This window comes from Prevotella sp. PTAC, assembly GCF_013166535.1.
GTDB lineage: Bacteria > Bacteroidota > Bacteroidia > Bacteroidales > Bacteroidaceae > Prevotella.
Map to the genome: position 1 here is coordinate 33,514 of NZ_JABKKK010000013.1, position 17,034 is coordinate 50,547.

Annotated in this window: 16 protein-coding genes and 1 tRNA gene; 13 read left to right on the forward strand and 4 right to left on the reverse strand. The window is 49.7% G+C overall.

Annotation, left to right across the window (positions count from 1 at the left end):
- The first annotated feature begins 11 nt into the window (after nt 1–11).
- The 13 genes from HPS53_RS10760 to HPS53_RS10820 all read left to right on the forward strand — a co-directional run bounded on the left by HPS53_RS10760 (nt 12) and on the right by HPS53_RS10820 (nt 12,006).
- Complete coding sequence (locus HPS53_RS10760) at nt 12–986, forward strand: polyprenyl synthetase family protein (protein ID WP_104370179.1); 975 nt, start codon at nt 12–14, stop codon at nt 984–986.
- Nucleotides 987–1,043: 57 nt separating this feature from the next.
- A complete protein-coding gene (locus tag HPS53_RS10765) occupies nt 1,044–1,820 on the forward strand; it encodes a TatD family hydrolase (protein ID WP_172206178.1) in 777 nt (258 codons plus the stop codon).
- Between the two features lie 855 nt (nt 1,821–2,675).
- Nucleotides 2,676–2,763, forward strand: a tRNA-Ser gene (locus HPS53_RS10770).
- Between the two features lie 49 nt (nt 2,764–2,812).
- Nucleotides 2,813–3,673 (forward strand): MotA/TolQ/ExbB proton channel family protein, encoded by an 861-nt coding sequence (locus tag HPS53_RS10775; protein ID WP_172206180.1) that lies wholly within the window; start codon nt 2,813–2,815, stop codon nt 3,671–3,673.
- Complete coding sequence (locus tag HPS53_RS10780) at nt 3,657–4,187, forward strand: hypothetical protein (protein ID WP_172206182.1); 531 nt, start codon at nt 3,657–3,659, stop codon at nt 4,185–4,187. Before HPS53_RS10775 ends, HPS53_RS10780 begins: the two co-directional genes overlap by 17 nt.
- A gap of 3 nt (nt 4,188–4,190) precedes the next feature.
- Nucleotides 4,191–4,709: a biopolymer transporter ExbD gene (locus HPS53_RS10785; protein WP_172206184.1), complete on the forward strand. Its 519-nt coding sequence runs from the start codon at nt 4,191–4,193 to the stop codon at nt 4,707–4,709.
- Nucleotides 4,706–5,173: a biopolymer transporter ExbD gene (locus tag HPS53_RS10790; protein WP_172206186.1), complete on the forward strand. Its 468-nt coding sequence runs from the start codon at nt 4,706–4,708 to the stop codon at nt 5,171–5,173. Before HPS53_RS10785 ends, HPS53_RS10790 begins: the two co-directional genes overlap by 4 nt.
- Before the next feature lie 91 nt (nt 5,174–5,264).
- Nucleotides 5,265–5,753 carry an Lrp/AsnC family transcriptional regulator gene (locus tag HPS53_RS10795; protein ID WP_172206188.1) on the forward strand — a complete coding sequence of 163 codons (489 nt, stop codon included), beginning with the start codon at nt 5,265–5,267 and terminating at the stop codon, nt 5,751–5,753.
- Between the two features lie 339 nt (nt 5,754–6,092).
- Nucleotides 6,093–6,968: a hypothetical protein gene (locus tag HPS53_RS10800; RefSeq protein WP_172206190.1), complete on the forward strand. Its 876-nt coding sequence runs from the start codon at nt 6,093–6,095 to the stop codon at nt 6,966–6,968.
- Nucleotides 6,969–6,985: 17 nt separating this feature from the next.
- Complete coding sequence (locus HPS53_RS10805; protein ID WP_172206192.1) at nt 6,986–8,503, forward strand: TolC family protein; 1,518 nt, start codon at nt 6,986–6,988, stop codon at nt 8,501–8,503.
- A gap of 30 nt (nt 8,504–8,533) precedes the next feature.
- Nucleotides 8,534–9,523, forward strand: coding sequence for an HlyD family secretion protein (locus HPS53_RS10810; protein ID WP_172206193.1), 990 nt, complete (start codon nt 8,534–8,536; stop codon nt 9,521–9,523).
- A gap of 22 nt (nt 9,524–9,545) precedes the next feature.
- The gene (locus HPS53_RS10815; RefSeq protein WP_253942883.1) at nt 9,546–10,724 is read left to right on the forward strand and encodes an ABC transporter permease; all 1,179 of its coding nucleotides are present in this window, start codon (nt 9,546–9,548) and stop codon (nt 10,722–10,724) included.
- Between the two features lie 4 nt (nt 10,725–10,728).
- Entirely contained in the window at nt 10,729–12,006 is a 1,278-nt protein-coding gene (locus HPS53_RS10820; RefSeq protein ID WP_104370199.1) for an ABC transporter permease, read from the forward strand.
- Nucleotides 12,007–12,220: 214 nt separating this feature from the next.
- Here the strand turns inward: HPS53_RS10820 and HPS53_RS10825 are convergent, their stop codons facing one another.
- From HPS53_RS10825 to HPS53_RS10840, 4 genes are read right to left on the reverse strand one after another with little or no spacing between them, the layout of a single operon-like run.
- On the reverse strand, nt 12,221–13,447 hold the full coding sequence (locus tag HPS53_RS10825) for a glycosyltransferase (protein WP_172206194.1): 1,227 nt from the start codon (nt 13,445–13,447) through the stop codon (nt 12,221–12,223).
- 27 nt (nt 13,448–13,474) lie between these two features.
- Nucleotides 13,475–15,052, reverse strand: a complete 1,578-nt coding sequence (locus tag HPS53_RS10830; RefSeq protein ID WP_172206195.1) for a lipopolysaccharide biosynthesis protein — start codon at nt 15,050–15,052, stop codon at nt 13,475–13,477.
- Nucleotides 15,053–15,084: 32 nt separating this feature from the next.
- Nucleotides 15,085–16,368, reverse strand: a complete 1,284-nt coding sequence (locus HPS53_RS10835) for a nucleotide sugar dehydrogenase (RefSeq protein ID WP_172206196.1) — start codon at nt 16,366–16,368, stop codon at nt 15,085–15,087.
- Nucleotides 16,352–16,930: an acyltransferase gene (locus tag HPS53_RS10840; RefSeq protein ID WP_172206197.1), complete on the reverse strand. Its 579-nt coding sequence runs from the start codon at nt 16,928–16,930 to the stop codon at nt 16,352–16,354. The genes HPS53_RS10835 and HPS53_RS10840 overlap by 17 nt, the downstream gene beginning before the upstream one ends.
- Between the last annotated feature and the right edge of the window lie 104 nt (nt 16,931–17,034).

Genomic DNA, 17,034 nt, shown 5'->3' on the forward strand with positions numbered 1-17,034 from the left:
CCATTATCTATATGTTGACATCAGCAGAAATACTCAGCATGGTGAACGATTTCATCGACAATCTGCCATACTCCCGTAAACCCGAGTCGCTCTACGACCCCATAAAATATGTGCTCTCGCTCGGCGGCAAGCGCATACGCCCGGTGCTCATGCTCCTTGCTTACAATCTGTATAAGGACGATCCGGAAAGCATTCTCATGCCTGCCTGCGGCATAGAGACATACCACAACTATACATTGCTCCACGACGACCTGATGGATAATGCCGACGTGCGCCGCGGTCGGCCTACCGTTCATCGCAAGTGGGATGCCAACACGGCGATACTTTCGGGCGATTCCATGCTCGTGGTAGCCTATCAACGCATTGCCGCATGTGCTCCCGACAAGTTGAGGCAGGTGCTCGACCTGTTTACGGAGACGGCTTTGGAGATTGGCGAGGGACAGCAATATGACATGGACTTCGAGACCCGAAGCGATGTCAGGGAAGAGGAATATATCGAGATGATACGTCTGAAAACGAGCGTGCTGCTGGCCTGTGCCGTTAAGATTGGCGCCATACTGGCAGGCGCGTCGGACGCCGATGCGGATAATCTTTACAAGTTTGGCGAGCGGATGGGACTGGCGTTCCAGTTGCAGGACGACCTGCTCGATGTCTACGGAGACCCGGCCGTGTTCGGAAAAGCAATCGGAGGCGACATCACTTCAAACAAGAAGACATACATGCTGATAAACGCCTTGCAACTGGCAGACGGCAGGCAGCGTGCCGAACTGGAACGGTGGATAGGCATGAAAGAGTTTGACCGCGCCGAGAAGATAGCCGCCGTCACGGCTATATACGATGAGATTGGCATCCGCCGGCTGTGCGAGGAGAAGATAAACAGCTGTTTTGCCGAGAGCGGGAAGTATCTCGACATGGTCGGTGTGGCCGATGAGCGTAAGGAGAGCCTGCGCCGGTTTACTGCCGGGATGATGAAAAGGGAAAAGTAAGACCATGCGTCACATTTATCGTGAGGCGTGCTGTCGGAAAGAAATCATTGTTTTGATATGTACTATATAGACACTCACACGCATCTCGACGGCACAGAGTTCGACGCCGACCGTGACGAGGTCGTGTCACGTGCCCGTGAGGCCGGGGTGGGGCGCATGTTCGTTCCCGCCATAGATTTGTCGTCGTCGGTCGCTGCCCGTAATCTCGCCGCCAGCTATCCGGGTTTCGTATATCCCATGGCCGGACTGCACCCCGAGGAGGTGAAGGCCGACTATGCCACAGTGCTGGCCGGCATAAAGGCGTTGTTGCCCGACTGTTATATAGCTGTCGGCGAGGTTGGTCTCGATTATTATTGGAGCCGTGAGTACGAGAGGGAGCAGCTTGCCGCTTTCGAGGAGCAGGTGTGCTGGTCGATAGAGCACGGCCTTCCGCTGATGATTCACTGCCGCAAGGCGCAGAACGAGATGGTGGCCATGCTGCGCAGGTACGAGAAAGAACTGCCGGGAGGCGTTTTCCACTGCTTTACCGGCAATGCCCATGAGGCCGCCGAACTGTTGCGTTTCGAACGTTTCGCTCTCGGAATAGGCGGTGTGCTGACGTTCAAGAAGAGCAATCTGCCCGATGTGCTCCCATCTGTGCCGCTCGGCAGGGTCGTCCTCGAGACAGACAGTCCTTACATGGCTCCCGTGCCGATGCGCGGCAAGCGCAATGAGAGTGCGTATACGCTGTATGTACTTCGAAAGATGGCCGAGTGCTACGGAGTCAGCGGGGAAGATATTGCCCGTGCCACAACTGCCAATGCTGAGCGTATATTTCGGTTTATAGACAAATAAGACTGTCTCTTTTTTACATGTATGCGCCGGCATGCGGAACTTTCGATACTGAAATGCGTTTATTTGCTTTAAGGAAATGTCGTTTCGTATTGTCACATAACCCTCCGGAACTTCGTTCGTTTTCTTTTGTAAACATAATTCCTGCAAAACCGTTCTCTTCCGGAATGCATATTTATGCAAGACTGGATGTAAAGCGGTGTTCCGAACATTGATAAATGATATGTTTCCTTTTGTTGTGACCTCGCTTTGCCTGCAGATGATGGTGATCGGGGCATGTTCATGCATTCGGTATCCCGTTATGTCGCGTTTAGATACCGGTTGCATTGCGTTTAGACGCTAAACGGCTTCCGTCTAGCGTCTAAACGCAATGCAACCGATAGCCGGATGTGAGTGGCAAAAATGTGTTTTTGCATAAATATCCATTCATGTATAAACGTGTTTGCGGGGCTTCACACAGTGGTGAAGCCCCGCAAACACGACAGCCGGCAAATGCCGATAAATCATAATATGCGTGACAAAGACGCGGACGACGGTTTGTCGTGCGGCAATATCATATTTCATAGTCTTCGATTATTGCATAAATATTCATGGATGGATGCCCGTCTTGTAAATTAAATGTCATGTTGTTCTTTGTCCTTGAATTGTTCGTACCATGCAAATTTAAGGAAAAAACATGCGTCAAACAAGGATTGTCACTATATATTTGCCGATATATCCGGAAGATAAAACAAAGGCGATAAACCGGCTTTTCCCTTAAAGAATTATAAAAAAAGCGTGTGAAATATATGAATTAGGACGAAAAAGGATAAATTTGCACCGCAAAAAGCGTCGTATGCGGCGCAGACGCTGATTTTAGGAGAGGTGCTCGAGTGGCTGAAGAGGCACGCCTGGAAAGCGTGTAACCGGCAAAACCGGTTCGGGGGTTCGAATCCCCCTCTCTCCGCAAAAAGAAATAATCAGCTTATTTAAACCAATTCAGCTTATTTTAAGGAATGAGAAAATTAATTGCGGTTTTGGCAATTAGCGGTTTCCTTTTGTTAATCAAGGCAGACTTAGCGAGTGCTCAGGCAAGACAGGATACGGTGGAAACCGTGGCGGAAGACAGTGCGGCGGTTGTGGCACGCGACTCTTCGGCAAGCGGGATAATCAGTGATGATACAGCGGACAATCTTTCGGACGACGGGCTTGAGGCAGAGGAAAGCACAGGCTTTCATACACGGCTGAAAACAAAATTCATAGAAGGTAATGCCGGTTTTATGTCTCTCGTGGCTATCGCTCTCGTGCTGGGACTGGCTTTCTGCATAGAGCGCATCATCTATCTGACGCTTTCCGAGATAAACGCCAAACGGTTCATGCGGGACTTGGAGGAGAAAGTAGCCGCAGACGACATTGAAGGCGCCAAGCAGCTGTGCCGTGACACCCGCGGCCCGGTGGCCTCGATATGCTATCAGGGGCTTGCCCGTATCGGAGAGCCGATAGACAACATAGAGCGTTCGATAGTCTCTTTCGGGTCTGTACAGTCAGCAAATCTCGAACGGGGATGCTCGTGGATAACTCTTTTCATCTCAATAGCCCCGTCGCTCGGATTTCTCGGCACGGTGATAGGCATGGTCATGGCTTTCGACCAGATACGCATCGCCGGCGATATAAGCACGTCTATCGTGGCATCGGGCATGAAAGTGGCCCTGATAACCACCATATTCGGTATCATCGTGGCTCTCATCCTGCAACTTTTCTATAATTATGTGATATCTAAGATCGAGCATCTGACGTCGCAGATGGAGGAATCGGCAATAGCCCTGCTCGATATGATAATGAAATTCAAACTCCGTCACGATGAAGAGAGCCGGTAAGACAAATATCGGCAACATGTCGGCCGATAGAATTGCCGGTCGCGTGTTTCTGTTGCTCATTGTCGCAGCGGCCGTGGTATTCGGCGCTTTTTATCTGTTCGGCTTTTCGGTGCCTTACGAGGAAAATCCGAACTACAACGCCCCTATGTTCACCGATGTACTGATAGGGCTGGCATATACCCTCGTGGTATTGGCTGTCGTGCTTATTGGGGTGTCGGTTGTACGCGACATAAAGACCCGCATGGGCGGCGATGCGGTGTCCAACGGAATTCCCTCGGCCCGCATCATGTATTCCACGGCAGGCACTTCAGCGGTTGTTTTGTTGATAACGTTTCTTTCCGGCTCATCGGAGCCCATGGAAATCAACGGCCGTATGTACGGCTCTGCCGTGTGGTTGAAACTTAGCGACATGTTTATCAACACATCTGCCGTACTCATGGTCATTGCCGTTATATGTGTGGTGTTCGGCCTGTCGGGCATAGTCCGTGGCGGTCGCAGCTCAAAAAAATGTTGATCAATGTTCAGGAGACGTATTCGAAGCAGGGTGCCCGCACTCAACACTACATCCACCGCCGACATATCTTTTATGTTGCTGGTGTTCTTTCTCGTCACCACCTCGATAGACAGCGACAACGGTTTGCAGCGTCGGCTTGCCCCGCCGCCGCAGAGTGAGGAAGAGGCCGAGCTGGTGGTCAGGCGCTCCGACATGATGAGGCTTGACATAGCGGCGGACAACCGGCTTACGTGTGACGGTGAAGACATCACGCCCGAAGAGTTGGTACGTCGGATCGAGACGTTTGTGGAAAGCAAGCGTACGAAGCACGTACTGTCGGTACACGTGGACAGAAGCGCAACTTACGACACGTATTTCGCCATGCAGAACGCCATAATGGCGGCATACAACAACCTGAGAGACAGGTATGCACGGCAGCGTTATGGACGGCCTTATGCCGAGTGCGACACTAAAGAGAAGACTATGGTGGCCGAGCGATACCCGCAGCGTATATCGGAAACGACGGAAGGGGGCGGCAGATGAGCATGTTCGACCGCCGTGAGCACCGTATGCCGGGACTGAACACCTCGTCGCTGCCCGACATGATTTTCACCGTGCTCTTCTTTTTCATGATAGTCACGACCATGCGCGAGGTGGAGATGAAAGTGAAATACACAGTACCGCAAGGTTCGGAGACCGAGAGGCTGGCAAAGAGGTCGACGGTATCCCATATATATATAGGCAGGGTCGGGGCTTCGTCCGGTGGAGGTGATGCCGGTGCCATACGTATACAGCTCAATGACAAGTTGGCCGACGTGGATGATATAGCCGACTATATAGCGGCCGAGCGTTCGCGGATGTCTCCCGAAGACCTTAAAAACATGAAAGTGAGCATAAGTGCCGACAGGTCGGTGCCGATGGGGCTGATAAGTGACGTGAAAGAGGCGTTGCGCAAATCTTATGCTCTCAACATCGTATATTCGGGAGAACAGGAAGAGAAAGAATGATGATTTATAATAATAACCGTAATATTACTTACGGTTTTATTGCGAATATGCGATATTTGTTATATCTTTGTGCCTGTAAATATCAATTAAAATGGCAAATCAGAAATTGGATAAACTTGACAAACAAATTTTGCGTTTGATAGCCGACGATGCCAGAATACCGTTTCTGGAGGTCGCTCGGGCGTGTAATGTGAGCGGCGCGGCTATACATCAGAGAATACAGAAACTAACCAATCTCGGAATATTGAAAGGCTCGCAGTTTGTCATCGACCCGGAAAAGATAGGGTATGAGACATGTGCATATATCGGCCTTAACCTGCGCAGTCCCGAGAAATTCGACGAGGTGGTGGAAAAGCTGAGGGATATTCCCGAAGTGGTGGAGTGTCATTACACCACGGGAGATTTCGACATGTTCATCAAGATATACGCCATCAACAATCATCACTTGCTGAACATCATCCACGACAAGTTGCAGCCGCTCGGACTGGCACGTAGCGAGACGATAATATCGTTCAACTCGGCGATAGACCGGCAATTGCCGATAATGGACATACCGGTATCCGAAGAGGATGAAGACTGAATGTTTGCAGGCAATATCGACCGATATTGCCTGCGATTGTCATATATGCTGTGCGTGCCGATCGCGTTATGTCATTTTAACCTGATTGTCACGTGGCGTTTTTCGTTTTTATTCATGGTGCGGTGCCGTTTCTATTCAGGTGATGCCGGGTTGTCGCTTTATGCTTGAATGGCGGCAGTCGGGAAATGACGGATATTCGGGTTAATGTAAAAAAAGTTCTTTTTTTCCGTATTTCTCTTAAAAATAAATACTTATTTCCTTTTAATAAAAACAATTTTTTTGTTGTCTCGGCAAAATAATTTAAATTTGCACCGTTTTCGAGAATAATAATATTTAGATATGAACAAGAAGATTCTTATACCTTTGATAGGTGTTTTAGTGTTTCTCATAGGGGCGGTGATATTCCTCGTTTTTAATCTCAATGAGCAGAAAGAGGCCAACCGCGACATGCAGGAACTGGCAAACCTTGAAAAGAAAGAGATGGAAAACGAGTATGAGCAGTTTGCCCGTCAGTACAGCGAGATGAAAGCTCAGATAAACAACGACTCTATCGTGGCACAGCTCACGCAGGAGCAGTTGCGCACGCAGAGGCTTCTCGAAGAGTTGAAGCGTGTGAAAAGCGATGACGCCCGGGAGATAACAAGACTGAAAAAAGAACTGGCCACGGTGCGTATGGTGCTCCGCAGCTATGTGTTGCAGATAGACTCGCTCAACCGGTTGAACCAGAACCTGATGGATGAGAATCACAGAGTAAAGGACCAGTATGCCGAGGCCACGCGCCAGATAGAGGGACTCAGCAACGAAAAGGCGTCGCTGTCGGAGAAAGTGGCAATAGCGTCGCAGCTCGACGCAACATCGATCAACATGGTGGTAAGAAACAAGCGTAAGAAGCCGGCCAAGAAAATCAAGGACGGCAAGACGATAGAAGTATCATTCAACATAGCAAAGAACGTGACGGCCCCTAACGGAATACGCACCATATACGTGCGTATAATGACCCCCGGCGGCTCTATATTGGGCAGTACGGGAGGTACATTCGCCTACGAGAACCGTGAGATAGAGTATTCAATGACGAAGAACATAGAATATACGGGAGAGGAAATGTCGGTCATCACGTATTGGAACATAACAAACTATCTCGAAGGCGGAACATACAACGTGAGCATATTCGCAGACGGAAACATGATAGGCGCACGCAATTTTACCTTTAAATGATAAGTAATTATTTGCCTATGAGATATTTAGCTGCATTATTCCTTATGTCGTTCCCTGTGCTGGAAGTCGCTGCCGGGCAGCCTGTCGGCATAGACAGTTGTCGTGCCATGGCTTTGCGCAACAACAAGCAGATGAGCATATCGGAGGTCAAGCAAGACATGGCGAGAAACATACGCAAGTCGGCTCGCACTAAATATCTTCCTGGAATACACGCATTCGGGAGCTATATGTATACAAGCCGTGAGATATCGCTTCTCAACGGAGACCAGAAGTCGGCATTGTCGAACATCGGAACAACAGCCGCAAACGGAATAAATTCGGCCTTGCAGAATGCGGGCGCATCCCTGACTCCTGAACAGCTTGCGGCAATAAACGGGCAACTTGGCGCTCTCGGTACAAGCATTGAGCAGATAGCGGGCGGTTTCAATGAGCACATAAACAGTGCCGCGGCAATGCTCAACGCCGGAGGCCGCAGCCTCGTGGACGCTTTCCGTACCGACACTCGCAATATCTTTGCCGGCTCGGTGATCGTTACGCAGCCGATATATATGGGAGGAAGCATCAAGGCGGTTAACCGCATGGCCGATATAGGCGAGCGGATGGCCGCCGGAACAGCCGAGGCGGTACGCCAGCAGACAATATACGACACCGACAAGGCATATTGGACAGTCGTGTCTCTCAAGCACAAGAAGAAACTGGCAGAGAGTTATCTCACCCTGACAAAAAAACTGCGCGGCGATGTATATAAGATGATTGCCGAGGGAGTGGCTACCCGTGCCGAGGGACTTGGGGTTGACGTGAAGGTCAATGAGGCGGAAATGACACTGCTTCAAGTCAATGACGGACTGACCCTGTCGCGCATGCTGCTTTGTCAGCAATGCGGATTGCCCGTGGATACGGAACTGATAACGGACGATGAGGACAAGGATAACATAGTGCCTGTGGCGGTTCCGGTGGAAGCAACCGCTGTTAAGACGGCGGCTGATAATCGTCCGGAAATACATGTGCTTCAGGCTATGGCAGACATGAGCAAGCAGGCGGTAAATCTGCTGAAATCCGGAAACCTGCCGAAGATAGGGCTTACGGGCGGTTATACGGTGACGAACCCCAATGTTTACGACGGTTATCAGAAGAAATTCGGCGGAGTATGGAATGTCGGTGTGCTCGTGAGTATACCGGTATGGAACTGGGGCGACGTGGCTTATAAGGTTCGTGCGGCGAAAGGTGCGTCTGCTATTGCGGCACTTGAGGTGGCCGAGGCCCGTGAAAAGATAGAGCTGCAGGCAAGTCAAAGCGCCTTCAAGGTTGGCGAGGCGTCTAAGCGTCTGACACTTGCCGACAGCAATGTGAAGCGTGCCGAGGAGAACTTGCGCAGTGCCGAGGTGGGATTTCGTGAGGGTGTGATGCCTGCCACCACGGTGATGGAGGCGCAGACTGCATGGTTGCAGGCACGTTCGCAGAAGATTGACGCGGAGATTGATATCCGCCTGAGCGACGTTAATATGCGTAAGGCTCTCGGCACGTTGGAACAATAATCTACCAAAATTTTACTAATACATATAGTTATGTCAGCAAAATCACAGCACAACAGCATACTTTATGCCATAGCGGGATTTACGGCAGTGGTGTTAATCGTGGCCTTGATAGGTTATTTTACCATTGGCGGTGAACCGGATTTCATTCAAGGGCAAGTGGAAGTGACGGAATACAGGGTGTCGAGCAAAGTGCCCGGCCGTATTCTTGAACTGCGTGTGAAAGAGGGCGACTTCGTCAAAGCGGGCGATACGCTGGCCATTATAGACGCTCCCGACGTGCGGGCGAAGATGGAGCAGGCGCAGGGGGCGGAGAATGCCGCCGCCGCTCTTGACGCAATGGCAAACGCCGGAGCGCGCGCCGAGCAGGTGCGCGGGGCATATCAGGTGTGGCAACAGGCTCGTGCCGGACTGGATATAGCGCAGAAATCGTATGAGCGTATGCAGCGTTTGTTTGATGAGGGAGTGATAAGCGCACAGAAGCGTGACGAGGTTTACGCCAATTATAAAGCTATGGAAGCGCAGGAGCGGGCTGCTAAGAGCCAGTATGACATGGCTCGCAACGGGGCGAGAAAAGAAGAGAAGATGGCTTCCGCGGCACAGGTGAGCCGTGCGAAGGGAGCTGTCGATGAGGTAAACTCGTATATAAGCGAGACGGTTCAGACTGCCACGGCAGACGGTGAGGTGACAGATATATATCCGAAGGTCGGTGAGCTGGTGGGTACAGGCTCGCCGATAATGACGATATCGGTGATGAACGATATGTGGGGTACGTTCAATGTACGTGAGGATCGCTTGAAAAGCATGAAGGTGGGAGAGGAGTTTACGGCCTTTGCTCCGGCATTCGGTAAAGATATTCGTATGAAGGTATACTATATCAAAGACGAAGGCAGCTATGCCGTATGGAAGGCGACGAAAGCCAACGGGCAGTACGACTTGAAGACTTTTGAGGTGAAAGCCCGTCCCGTTAAGGCGGTGGATGGTCTTCGCCCCGGTATGTCGCTCATCATAAAGGATTTGTAATTGGCTGTCAAGGGGCTTTGTTATGAGTGTGGCGGGATATATTAAAAATGTGCTCATGGTGTCGCGGCGTGAGGTAGGCATCATGGTTTCAAACCCGATGTATTGGTTTTGCATGGTGGTATTCCCGTTGCTGACCATGTTTTTCTTCACGTCGCTCATGGATTCAGGCCAGCCCCAGGACATGCCTGTGGGCGTAGTGGACCTTGACAATACCTCAACCAGCCGCAAACTGATACGCAATCTCGATGCTTTCCAGACCAGTAGGGTCGTTGCACGCTATGAAAGCGTGGCCGAGGCTCGCGCTGCCATACAGCGAAACGAGATTTATGCGTTTATATACATTCCGAAAGGTACGGCAGGCAAGCTTTTGTCGAGCCGGCAACCGAAGATTTCTTTCTATTACAGTTTGACGTCGTTGACATCAGGAGCACTGCTGTTTCGTGACTTGAAGACAATATCCACACTTGGTTCGGCATCGGTGGCGCAGGCAGCCATGAGCGCGAGGGGATACACCCCTGAGCAGATAAAGACATTCTTGCAGCCCATACTGATAGATCTTCATCAACCGTCGAACCCATGGACGAACTATAATGTATATCTTAGTACGGTGCTTGTGCCGGGTATGATAATGCTGTTCGCCTTTCTGATAACGGCCTATTCACTCGGAACAGAACTTAAATTCTGCCGTTCCAAGCACTGGCTCGCTTTGTCCGGTAATAATATGCCGGTGGCAATGGCCGGTAAAATAATTCCTCAGACCATCGTCTTTCTTGCCGTCACATACGGATATATGTATTATGTGTATGGCATTCTCGATTTCCCGCATCCGGGAGGTATGGTGCCTATTGTGCTTTCGGGACTTCTGATGGTGCTTGCCTCGCAGGGGTTCGGCGTGTTCATATTCGGTCTTATGCCTTCATTGCGCCTGTCGATGAGTACCTGTTCGCTTTGGGCTGTGCTCAGTTTCTCCATGGCCGGCTCGGCGTTTCCCGTCATGGGCATGGACGGGGCGTTGCAGTCTCTGTCGTGGCTCTTTCCGCTGCGTCATTATTTCATGATATACCAGCAGGCGATATTCAATGGCTTCCCGCTGGTCGATGCCATGCCGCACATAGTGGCTCTTGCCGTTTTTGCGTTGTTGCCATTGGCTGTGTTGCCTAAATTGAAGAAGGCCATGCTCAATTATGTTTATATACCATAGGCGTATGAAGGACAAAGGACCATTATCAAGAATTGCCGAAGGAATAAGCGACGCTTGTTATGTGTGGTGGCAGGAGATGAGAAACACATTTAAAGACGAGGGGGTGATAATCTTTTTCCTCATCGTTCCGATTGCTTATCCTCTTCTTTATTCGTGGGTGTACAACAATGAAGTGGTGCATGAGGTGCCTGTTGCCGTGGTAGACAACTCCCATAGCGCGTTGAGCCGTGACTTCATTCGCCGTTGCGATGCCTCGCCCGATGTGAGAATAGCCTGTCATGCCACGGATATGGATGAGGCCAAGGCACTGATGAGCAGTCAGGAAGTGCGTGGTATTTATTATATCCCGTCCGATTTCTCCACCCGTCAGGGACGGATGCAGCAGACGGTAGTGAGCGTTTATTGCGATATGAGTCTTATGCTGACTTATAAAGCCGTATACCAGGCTGCCCTGTTGGTATCTCAGGAGATGAATTCCGATATACAGGTGGCTGTTTCCGGAAATCAGACAGACCGTGAGGATGAGATAATGAGAATGCCGCTGGCGTATGAGGAGGTTCCCATTTTCAATTCTACAGGCGGTTACGGTAATTTCATATTGCCGGGGGTTCTTATGCTCATACTGCAACAGACACTCGTGCTCGGCATCGGTCTCGCTGCCGGAACAGCCAGGGAGACAAACGGTTATAAGGAACTGATACCCATAAGCAAGCATTATCGCGGGGTATTCCGTATCGTATTGGGCAAAGCTTTGTGTTATATGATGATATTCTCTGTTACCGCCGCATACCTCACTCTTGTGGTACCGAGGATTTTCGGCTTTGCCGCTCTCTCGCGTCCGGCAGACCTTTTAGGCGTAATGTTGCCCTATTTGTTGGCTTGCGTATTCTTCGGCATGACGGTATCGTGCCTCATCCGTTATCGTGAGAATGTAATGTTGCTTGTCGTTTTCATGTCTGTTCCGTTGCTGTTTCTTTCTGGTGTGTCATGGCCTCAGAGCGATATACCGTGGTTTTGGCAGGCTGTTTCGTGGATATTCCCGTCAACATTCGGTGTGCGTGCCTTTGTGCGGGTCAACTCCATGGGTGCCGGCCTTTCGGATGTGGTGACCGAGTATCGTATGCTATGGCTGCATGTCGTGGTCTATTTCTGTCTTGCATGTGGCGTATATCGCTATCAGATATATCTTTCACGTGCCAATCTGATGCGCCGTTTGCGCGATTTGAGGCATAAGCGGGCTGTCCGCCGTAAGTTAAGGCATGGTGTTGGGAAAGACAGATGATGTCTTCTCATGCCTTTGATATCGTTCCGTTGCATGGTGATCGGGTAAAGGATATTCGGGAGACGCAAAATCGTTGTCTTTCGATACATGTTCTATTGCGGTATCAAACGAAAATAATGCGACCGGTATATCGGCAGTTCTTTTGAACATTGATATATAGTCGCATTATCCATCAATATCGTCCCATCCGTTTTTTTATATGCGGATATTTTCTCTAAGCCTTTTTACTCTCTACCTCATCCTTGTGCGCGGCCAGGTAGTCGGCCAGTATGTTTATTTGATTCTTGCGTTTATACTGTTTTATTTTCTCCCAGTCTCTTGGCAGCACCTCTTTGTTCTTCCATATAGAGTAACATTTTAGGATGCTCCTTTTTATTCCTTCAATATCGTCGTTGTCTACGGTAAAGCCGGTCTTGGTCTCGTCGAGCAATTCGGCTATCACGTCATTAGGGTCGCATAGCGCGAGTATAGGTTTGTTTGTCGCAAGATAGTCGAAGACCTTTCCCGTGTATACTCCTTTTCTTCCCGTTTGGTGTATTACTACCAGGACATCCGTCTCTGTCGACATTCTGATGGCTTCCGAGTGGGATACCCTGTCTATTTGGATGACGTTATCTTTGATACTATCGGGAACATTTAGTTTTATGTATGTGTTTCCCACTATTTTTATTTTACTGTCGGAAGGGATTTTCCTTTCTTCCATAAGCTCGTTGAATGCTTTGAACAAGTTGTACGGTGTAATTAAATTCTTATAGAGGTTCCCGATATATGACATCGTGAATTGAGGCTGGAATGTTACGTCATGTATTTCATCATAGTCGTATCCGTTCTTTACTTCGAGAAACCTTCCGTTATCGCATGTGGCTTTGAAGTCTTTGATTAGATGGGCTGACACGGATACCGTAACGTCGGCTGAGTCCAGTATCTCATGCTCATACGAGCGGATACGTCGGCGGTAGAAAGGAGGTCCGAAATAAAACTTGGACATCTCGTCGCGCATGTCCGCTATCCAGTAGAATTTGTATCCGTTCTTTCTTAGTTTGAGGGCAAGCAGGTGCGAAGCCAAGAACGGGTATGAGCTTAATACGACATCGAAATGCTTGTGTTTGAATAACTCGACGATTTTTTTATAAGCCCAGTGGTTCCAAGACAATATCGAGGGGTCGAGTAGTGCGCGTGAAAGAATGGCGTTTGCCATTCTCTTTAGAGTCCATTTTTTATGTAGATTTCTGCACTTTTCCAAGTAAGCCTTTTGTGCAATGCGATTTTTAACGTAATGAACGTCACATCCGTGCCATTTGATGTGGTTCTCTTCATCCCATTCCGTCACTACGGTTATATCGTGACCGGCTTCTTTCAGGTATTTGGCAAAAGCCTCTATACGATATGCCGCTATGGTTGTGGAAGGGCAGAAATAGTTGCTTACGATAAGAATATTCATGTTATTGTCGTTTATTTAATATCTGTTTCAGGCATATCCGGCATCGGATATGTTGTTTTTGTATATTCCGATCCTTGATATTATAGGCCGGAAAATCTCTTTGTAGTCGATTTTCGCCATGCCGGCGATGAAGCAGTATGTCATGATGAAAATGCAGAAACCTGTCGTCAGACCTGCTATTCCGTGCATATTGCCGAGCAGATATCTCGTAAATACGGCGATGATACATGCTGCCGCCGAGGCGGTGAGTATTCTGATGCTCTTTTTCCACGGCACGAGTTTGGCGACGGTGGTATTCAACGAACGCGATATGACGGCCATGAGCATTGCCCTGCATAGCAGGATACACGATGTGTGTATCAAGGTTATCAGTGTGATGGAGTGGAAAGACAGGCTTACAGACATTATATTCAGCCCCACTATCAGTGCCGCCGCCAGCATATAGGCACGCGCCAGCTCTTTGCCTCTGTCAAGTGCGAGCATGATGGTGTTGTATGGCATGACGTATGTGAGGTTTATCATCGTGATGATCTGAAACAATACCGACGCGTCTGAGTATTCCGTTCCGTATATGGTACATATTATATCCTTTGCGAATACGCAGCAGAAGAGCGACAACGGGCATATCACGGAGAGCGATTTGTATACGACAGATTTCCACAGGGAAATGAACTCGCGGTTCATGGCTCCTGTTTTTTGCATCTTTGAGAATTCGGGAAGCAGCACGGCGGTGGCTGCGCTGATTATCATTCCTGCGAACGGAAGTTCCTTGTAACCGTTGGCGAACATCGCAAACTCTTCGGCGCCGAAGTATCTTCCTACGAAAAAAAGACTTGTCGAACTGATGACAAATCCGTAAACGGTCGTAGTAAATACGGGCTTGGAGAACCTTATGATTTCCTTTAATCCTGTTTTTGTCTTTCTTTGGACCGTATTTCGGAACGGAAGTCTTATCAGAATGTATCCCGAAATACAGGTTATCACCGACGAGACTACAAATCCGATGACGGCGTGTTTGGCGTCAGCTTTTATCATTACCACCGGCAATACGGTGCATATAATCATGAAGAGCCTGCTTACGGTGGCATAGACAGCCACCACCCGAGACATCTTGTATACCGTCAGTACGTTCTCCACACCCATCACCGGCATGAGGAGTATGGGGGTGACGGCGAAGTATCTAAGGTTCTCGGCAAGCGGAGGGTTGCCCAGCAGGCCGGCTATAGTGTCGGCGCCAAACAGCAATACGGCGGAAAAGACGGCTGCCATGCCGATAAACAGCATGCTTATTTTCTTCACCATGTCAAGGCCCTCGTCTCTCGGTATCCGTGCGAGGAAATAAGAGTATGCCTTCGGCAGTCCCAGTGAGAATATTATCAGCAGTGTGGAGTATATGTAAATGACCTGTCGGTATGTGCCGTATTCCGATTTTGTCATGAACCGGCTGAGTATGGCTGCCGTTATAATACCTACGCTCAGCGACATAAATCCGGCCAGAGTGAGCCACGAGGCCTGTACGGTGCGGCTGTTACCGGTATTTTCTTTTGCCCTGCGGTCGGTTGTATCACGGTTCGATCGTAGTGGTAGACTCTGCGTTTCTGGCATACGGACGAATTTAAACATACAACTGGTTTATCTCAAAGGCTCCAATATCTCAGTGACTTTATCTTGTCTTTATATATCCATTTTATATCGGCGAGCACGGCGTTACCATCCGACAGCCCGATAAAATAATCCTCATCGAGCGCTTTGTATTCATCATGAGCCACCGTTATGGCTATGATGTCATATTTGCCGGTCGGCTCAGCGGCAAGCGTTATGCCGTACATGGCCGATACTTCTTTCGGATCTGCATGCGGGTCCGTTATGTCGGTGGCTATGCCGGCTTTGGTCAGTATATTGAAAATTTCTGCTGTAAGCGTGTTTCGTATGTCGCCGACATTCTCCTTGTACGTAAATCCCATTATCAATGCTCTTGCCTCCTCGGGGTTTCTGCCGGTTGTCCGTATGAGGCCGATCAGTGATTCTGCCACATATCGCGCCATATTGTCGTTCACTCCGCAGCATGTTCTTAGTACCGGTGTTTCCACTCCCGCTTTGTCGGCAAACGCCAGGAGGTAGTGCGGGTCTATCGGGATACAGTGTCCGCCCACAAGTCCCGGCGTGTATCGTGCGAAATTCCATTTGGTGGCCGCGGCTTCCAGTACGTCACGCATTTCAATGCCTGTCCGCGAGAACAGTACCGACATCTCGTTCATCAGAGCGATGTTCACGTTTCGCTGTGCGTTTTCGAGCATCTTCGACGCTTCCGCCACTTTTATGCACGGTGCGCGGTGCACTTGTGAGTCTATGACTGACGAATAAATGTTTGATATCAGTTCGAGCGCGTCGGCATCGTTGCCCGATACTATTTTCGGTGTGTTGCTGAACTGGTGTCGTGTGTCGTTAGGGTTTATGCGTTCCGGTGAGTATCCAGTCTTGAAATCCTTTCCTTGTTCCAGTCCCGAATATCTCTCGATGATTGGTACGCACGTGTCTTCGGTACATCCCGGGTGCACGGTCGATTCGTACACCACGCAGTCTCCCGGCTTTATGTGCCGTGCCACCGTCTTTGTGGCGTCGAGCAGCGGTGCCAGATCGGGCTTGTTGTCACTGTCTGTCGGTGTGGGTACGGTTATTATGTGGAACGATGCTTTATCCAGTTCCTCTTCCCTGTCGGTAAACAGTATGTTGCCGTTTGCCGTGCCGTGTTTTTCTTTCAGTGTTTTTATTCTTTTGCCATTGATGTCGTAGCCTATGACTTTGAACTTTCCGGCGAAGCACATCGCCGCGGGCAGTCCCACGTAGCCGAGACCGATTACGGCAATTGCCGTCTCGCCGTTTGTAAGCCGTCTCAATGCCGTGTCATTGCTCCACTTCATACACTGTGCCCTCCTTTAATACGTATTTCAGTCCCGACTCGTCGCAAACGGCCTCTCCTTTCTCGTCGAATACCAGTTTGCGGCCGCATCGGCTCATCCATCCAGTCTGTCGTGCCGGCACTCCCATCATCCTTGCGTAGGCCGGCACCGACTTTGTCACCACGGCACCTGCGCAGATGAAAGCATACTTTCCTATCTCTATTCCGCAGCCGACAGTGGCGTTCGCCCCTATCGTGGCTCCTTCGCGCACTATTGTCCTTTCGTATTTACCGCGTCTTGAAACGGCGCTTCTTGGGTTTTTGATGTTCGTGAACACGCACGACGGACCGAGAAACACGTCATCCTCGCACGTCACACCCGAGTATACGGATACGTTGTTCTGTACTTTCACGTTGTTGCCAAGCCGTGCTCCTGAGGCAATCATCACGTTTTGTCCTATGTTGCACGATGCGCCGAGCACCGTGTCTCCCATTATATGAGAGAAGTGCCATATCCTGCAACCGTCGCCTATCATGGCGCCGTCGTCTATTATTGAGGTCGGGTGGATAAAATATCCTGTCATTGTAATAATATGTTTGTATTATTAGTTTGATATAGGTATCTCGGGTAGTGCGAATATACGGTCTCCGTATATGTTTTCGTGGGCCTTGTCGTCTGTTTATCCGA

Bases quoted from the DNA above. Each gene is read 5' to 3' on its own strand.
- HPS53_RS10790 (WP_172206186.1), top strand. From the start codon at position 4,706: ATGAGCATGTTCGACCGCCGTGAGCACCGTATGCCGGGACTGAACACC.
- HPS53_RS10795 (WP_172206188.1), top strand. From the start codon at position 5,265: ATGGCAAATCAGAAATTGGATAAACTTGACAAACAAATTTTGCGTTTG.
- HPS53_RS10760 (WP_104370179.1), top strand. From the start codon at position 12: ATGTTGACATCAGCAGAAATACTCAGCATGGTGAACGATTTCATCGAC.
- HPS53_RS10820 (WP_104370199.1), top strand. From the start codon at position 10,729: ATGAAGGACAAAGGACCATTATCAAGAATTGCCGAAGGAATAAGCGAC.
- HPS53_RS10840 (WP_172206197.1), bottom strand. From the start codon at position 16,930: ATGACAGGATATTTTATCCACCCGACCTCAATAATAGACGACGGCGCC.
- HPS53_RS10825 (WP_172206194.1), bottom strand. From the start codon at position 13,447: ATGAATATTCTTATCGTAAGCAACTATTTCTGCCCTTCCACAACCATA.
- HPS53_RS10810 (WP_172206193.1), top strand. From the start codon at position 8,534: ATGTCAGCAAAATCACAGCACAACAGCATACTTTATGCCATAGCGGGA.
- HPS53_RS10775 (WP_172206180.1), top strand. From the start codon at position 2,813: ATGAGAAAATTAATTGCGGTTTTGGCAATTAGCGGTTTCCTTTTGTTA.
- HPS53_RS10835 (WP_172206196.1), bottom strand. From the start codon at position 16,368: ATGAAGTGGAGCAATGACACGGCATTGAGACGGCTTACAAACGGCGAG.
- HPS53_RS10765 (WP_172206178.1), top strand. From the start codon at position 1,044: ATGTACTATATAGACACTCACACGCATCTCGACGGCACAGAGTTCGAC.
- HPS53_RS10785 (WP_172206184.1), top strand. From the start codon at position 4,191: ATGTTCAGGAGACGTATTCGAAGCAGGGTGCCCGCACTCAACACTACA.
- HPS53_RS10830 (WP_172206195.1), bottom strand. From the start codon at position 15,052: ATGCCAGAAACGCAGAGTCTACCACTACGATCGAACCGTGATACAACC.
- HPS53_RS10815 (WP_253942883.1), top strand. From the start codon at position 9,546: ATGAGTGTGGCGGGATATATTAAAAATGTGCTCATGGTGTCGCGGCGT.
- HPS53_RS10800 (WP_172206190.1), top strand. From the start codon at position 6,093: ATGAACAAGAAGATTCTTATACCTTTGATAGGTGTTTTAGTGTTTCTC.
- HPS53_RS10780 (WP_172206182.1), top strand. From the start codon at position 3,657: ATGAAGAGAGCCGGTAAGACAAATATCGGCAACATGTCGGCCGATAGA.
- HPS53_RS10805 (WP_172206192.1), top strand. From the start codon at position 6,986: ATGAGATATTTAGCTGCATTATTCCTTATGTCGTTCCCTGTGCTGGAA.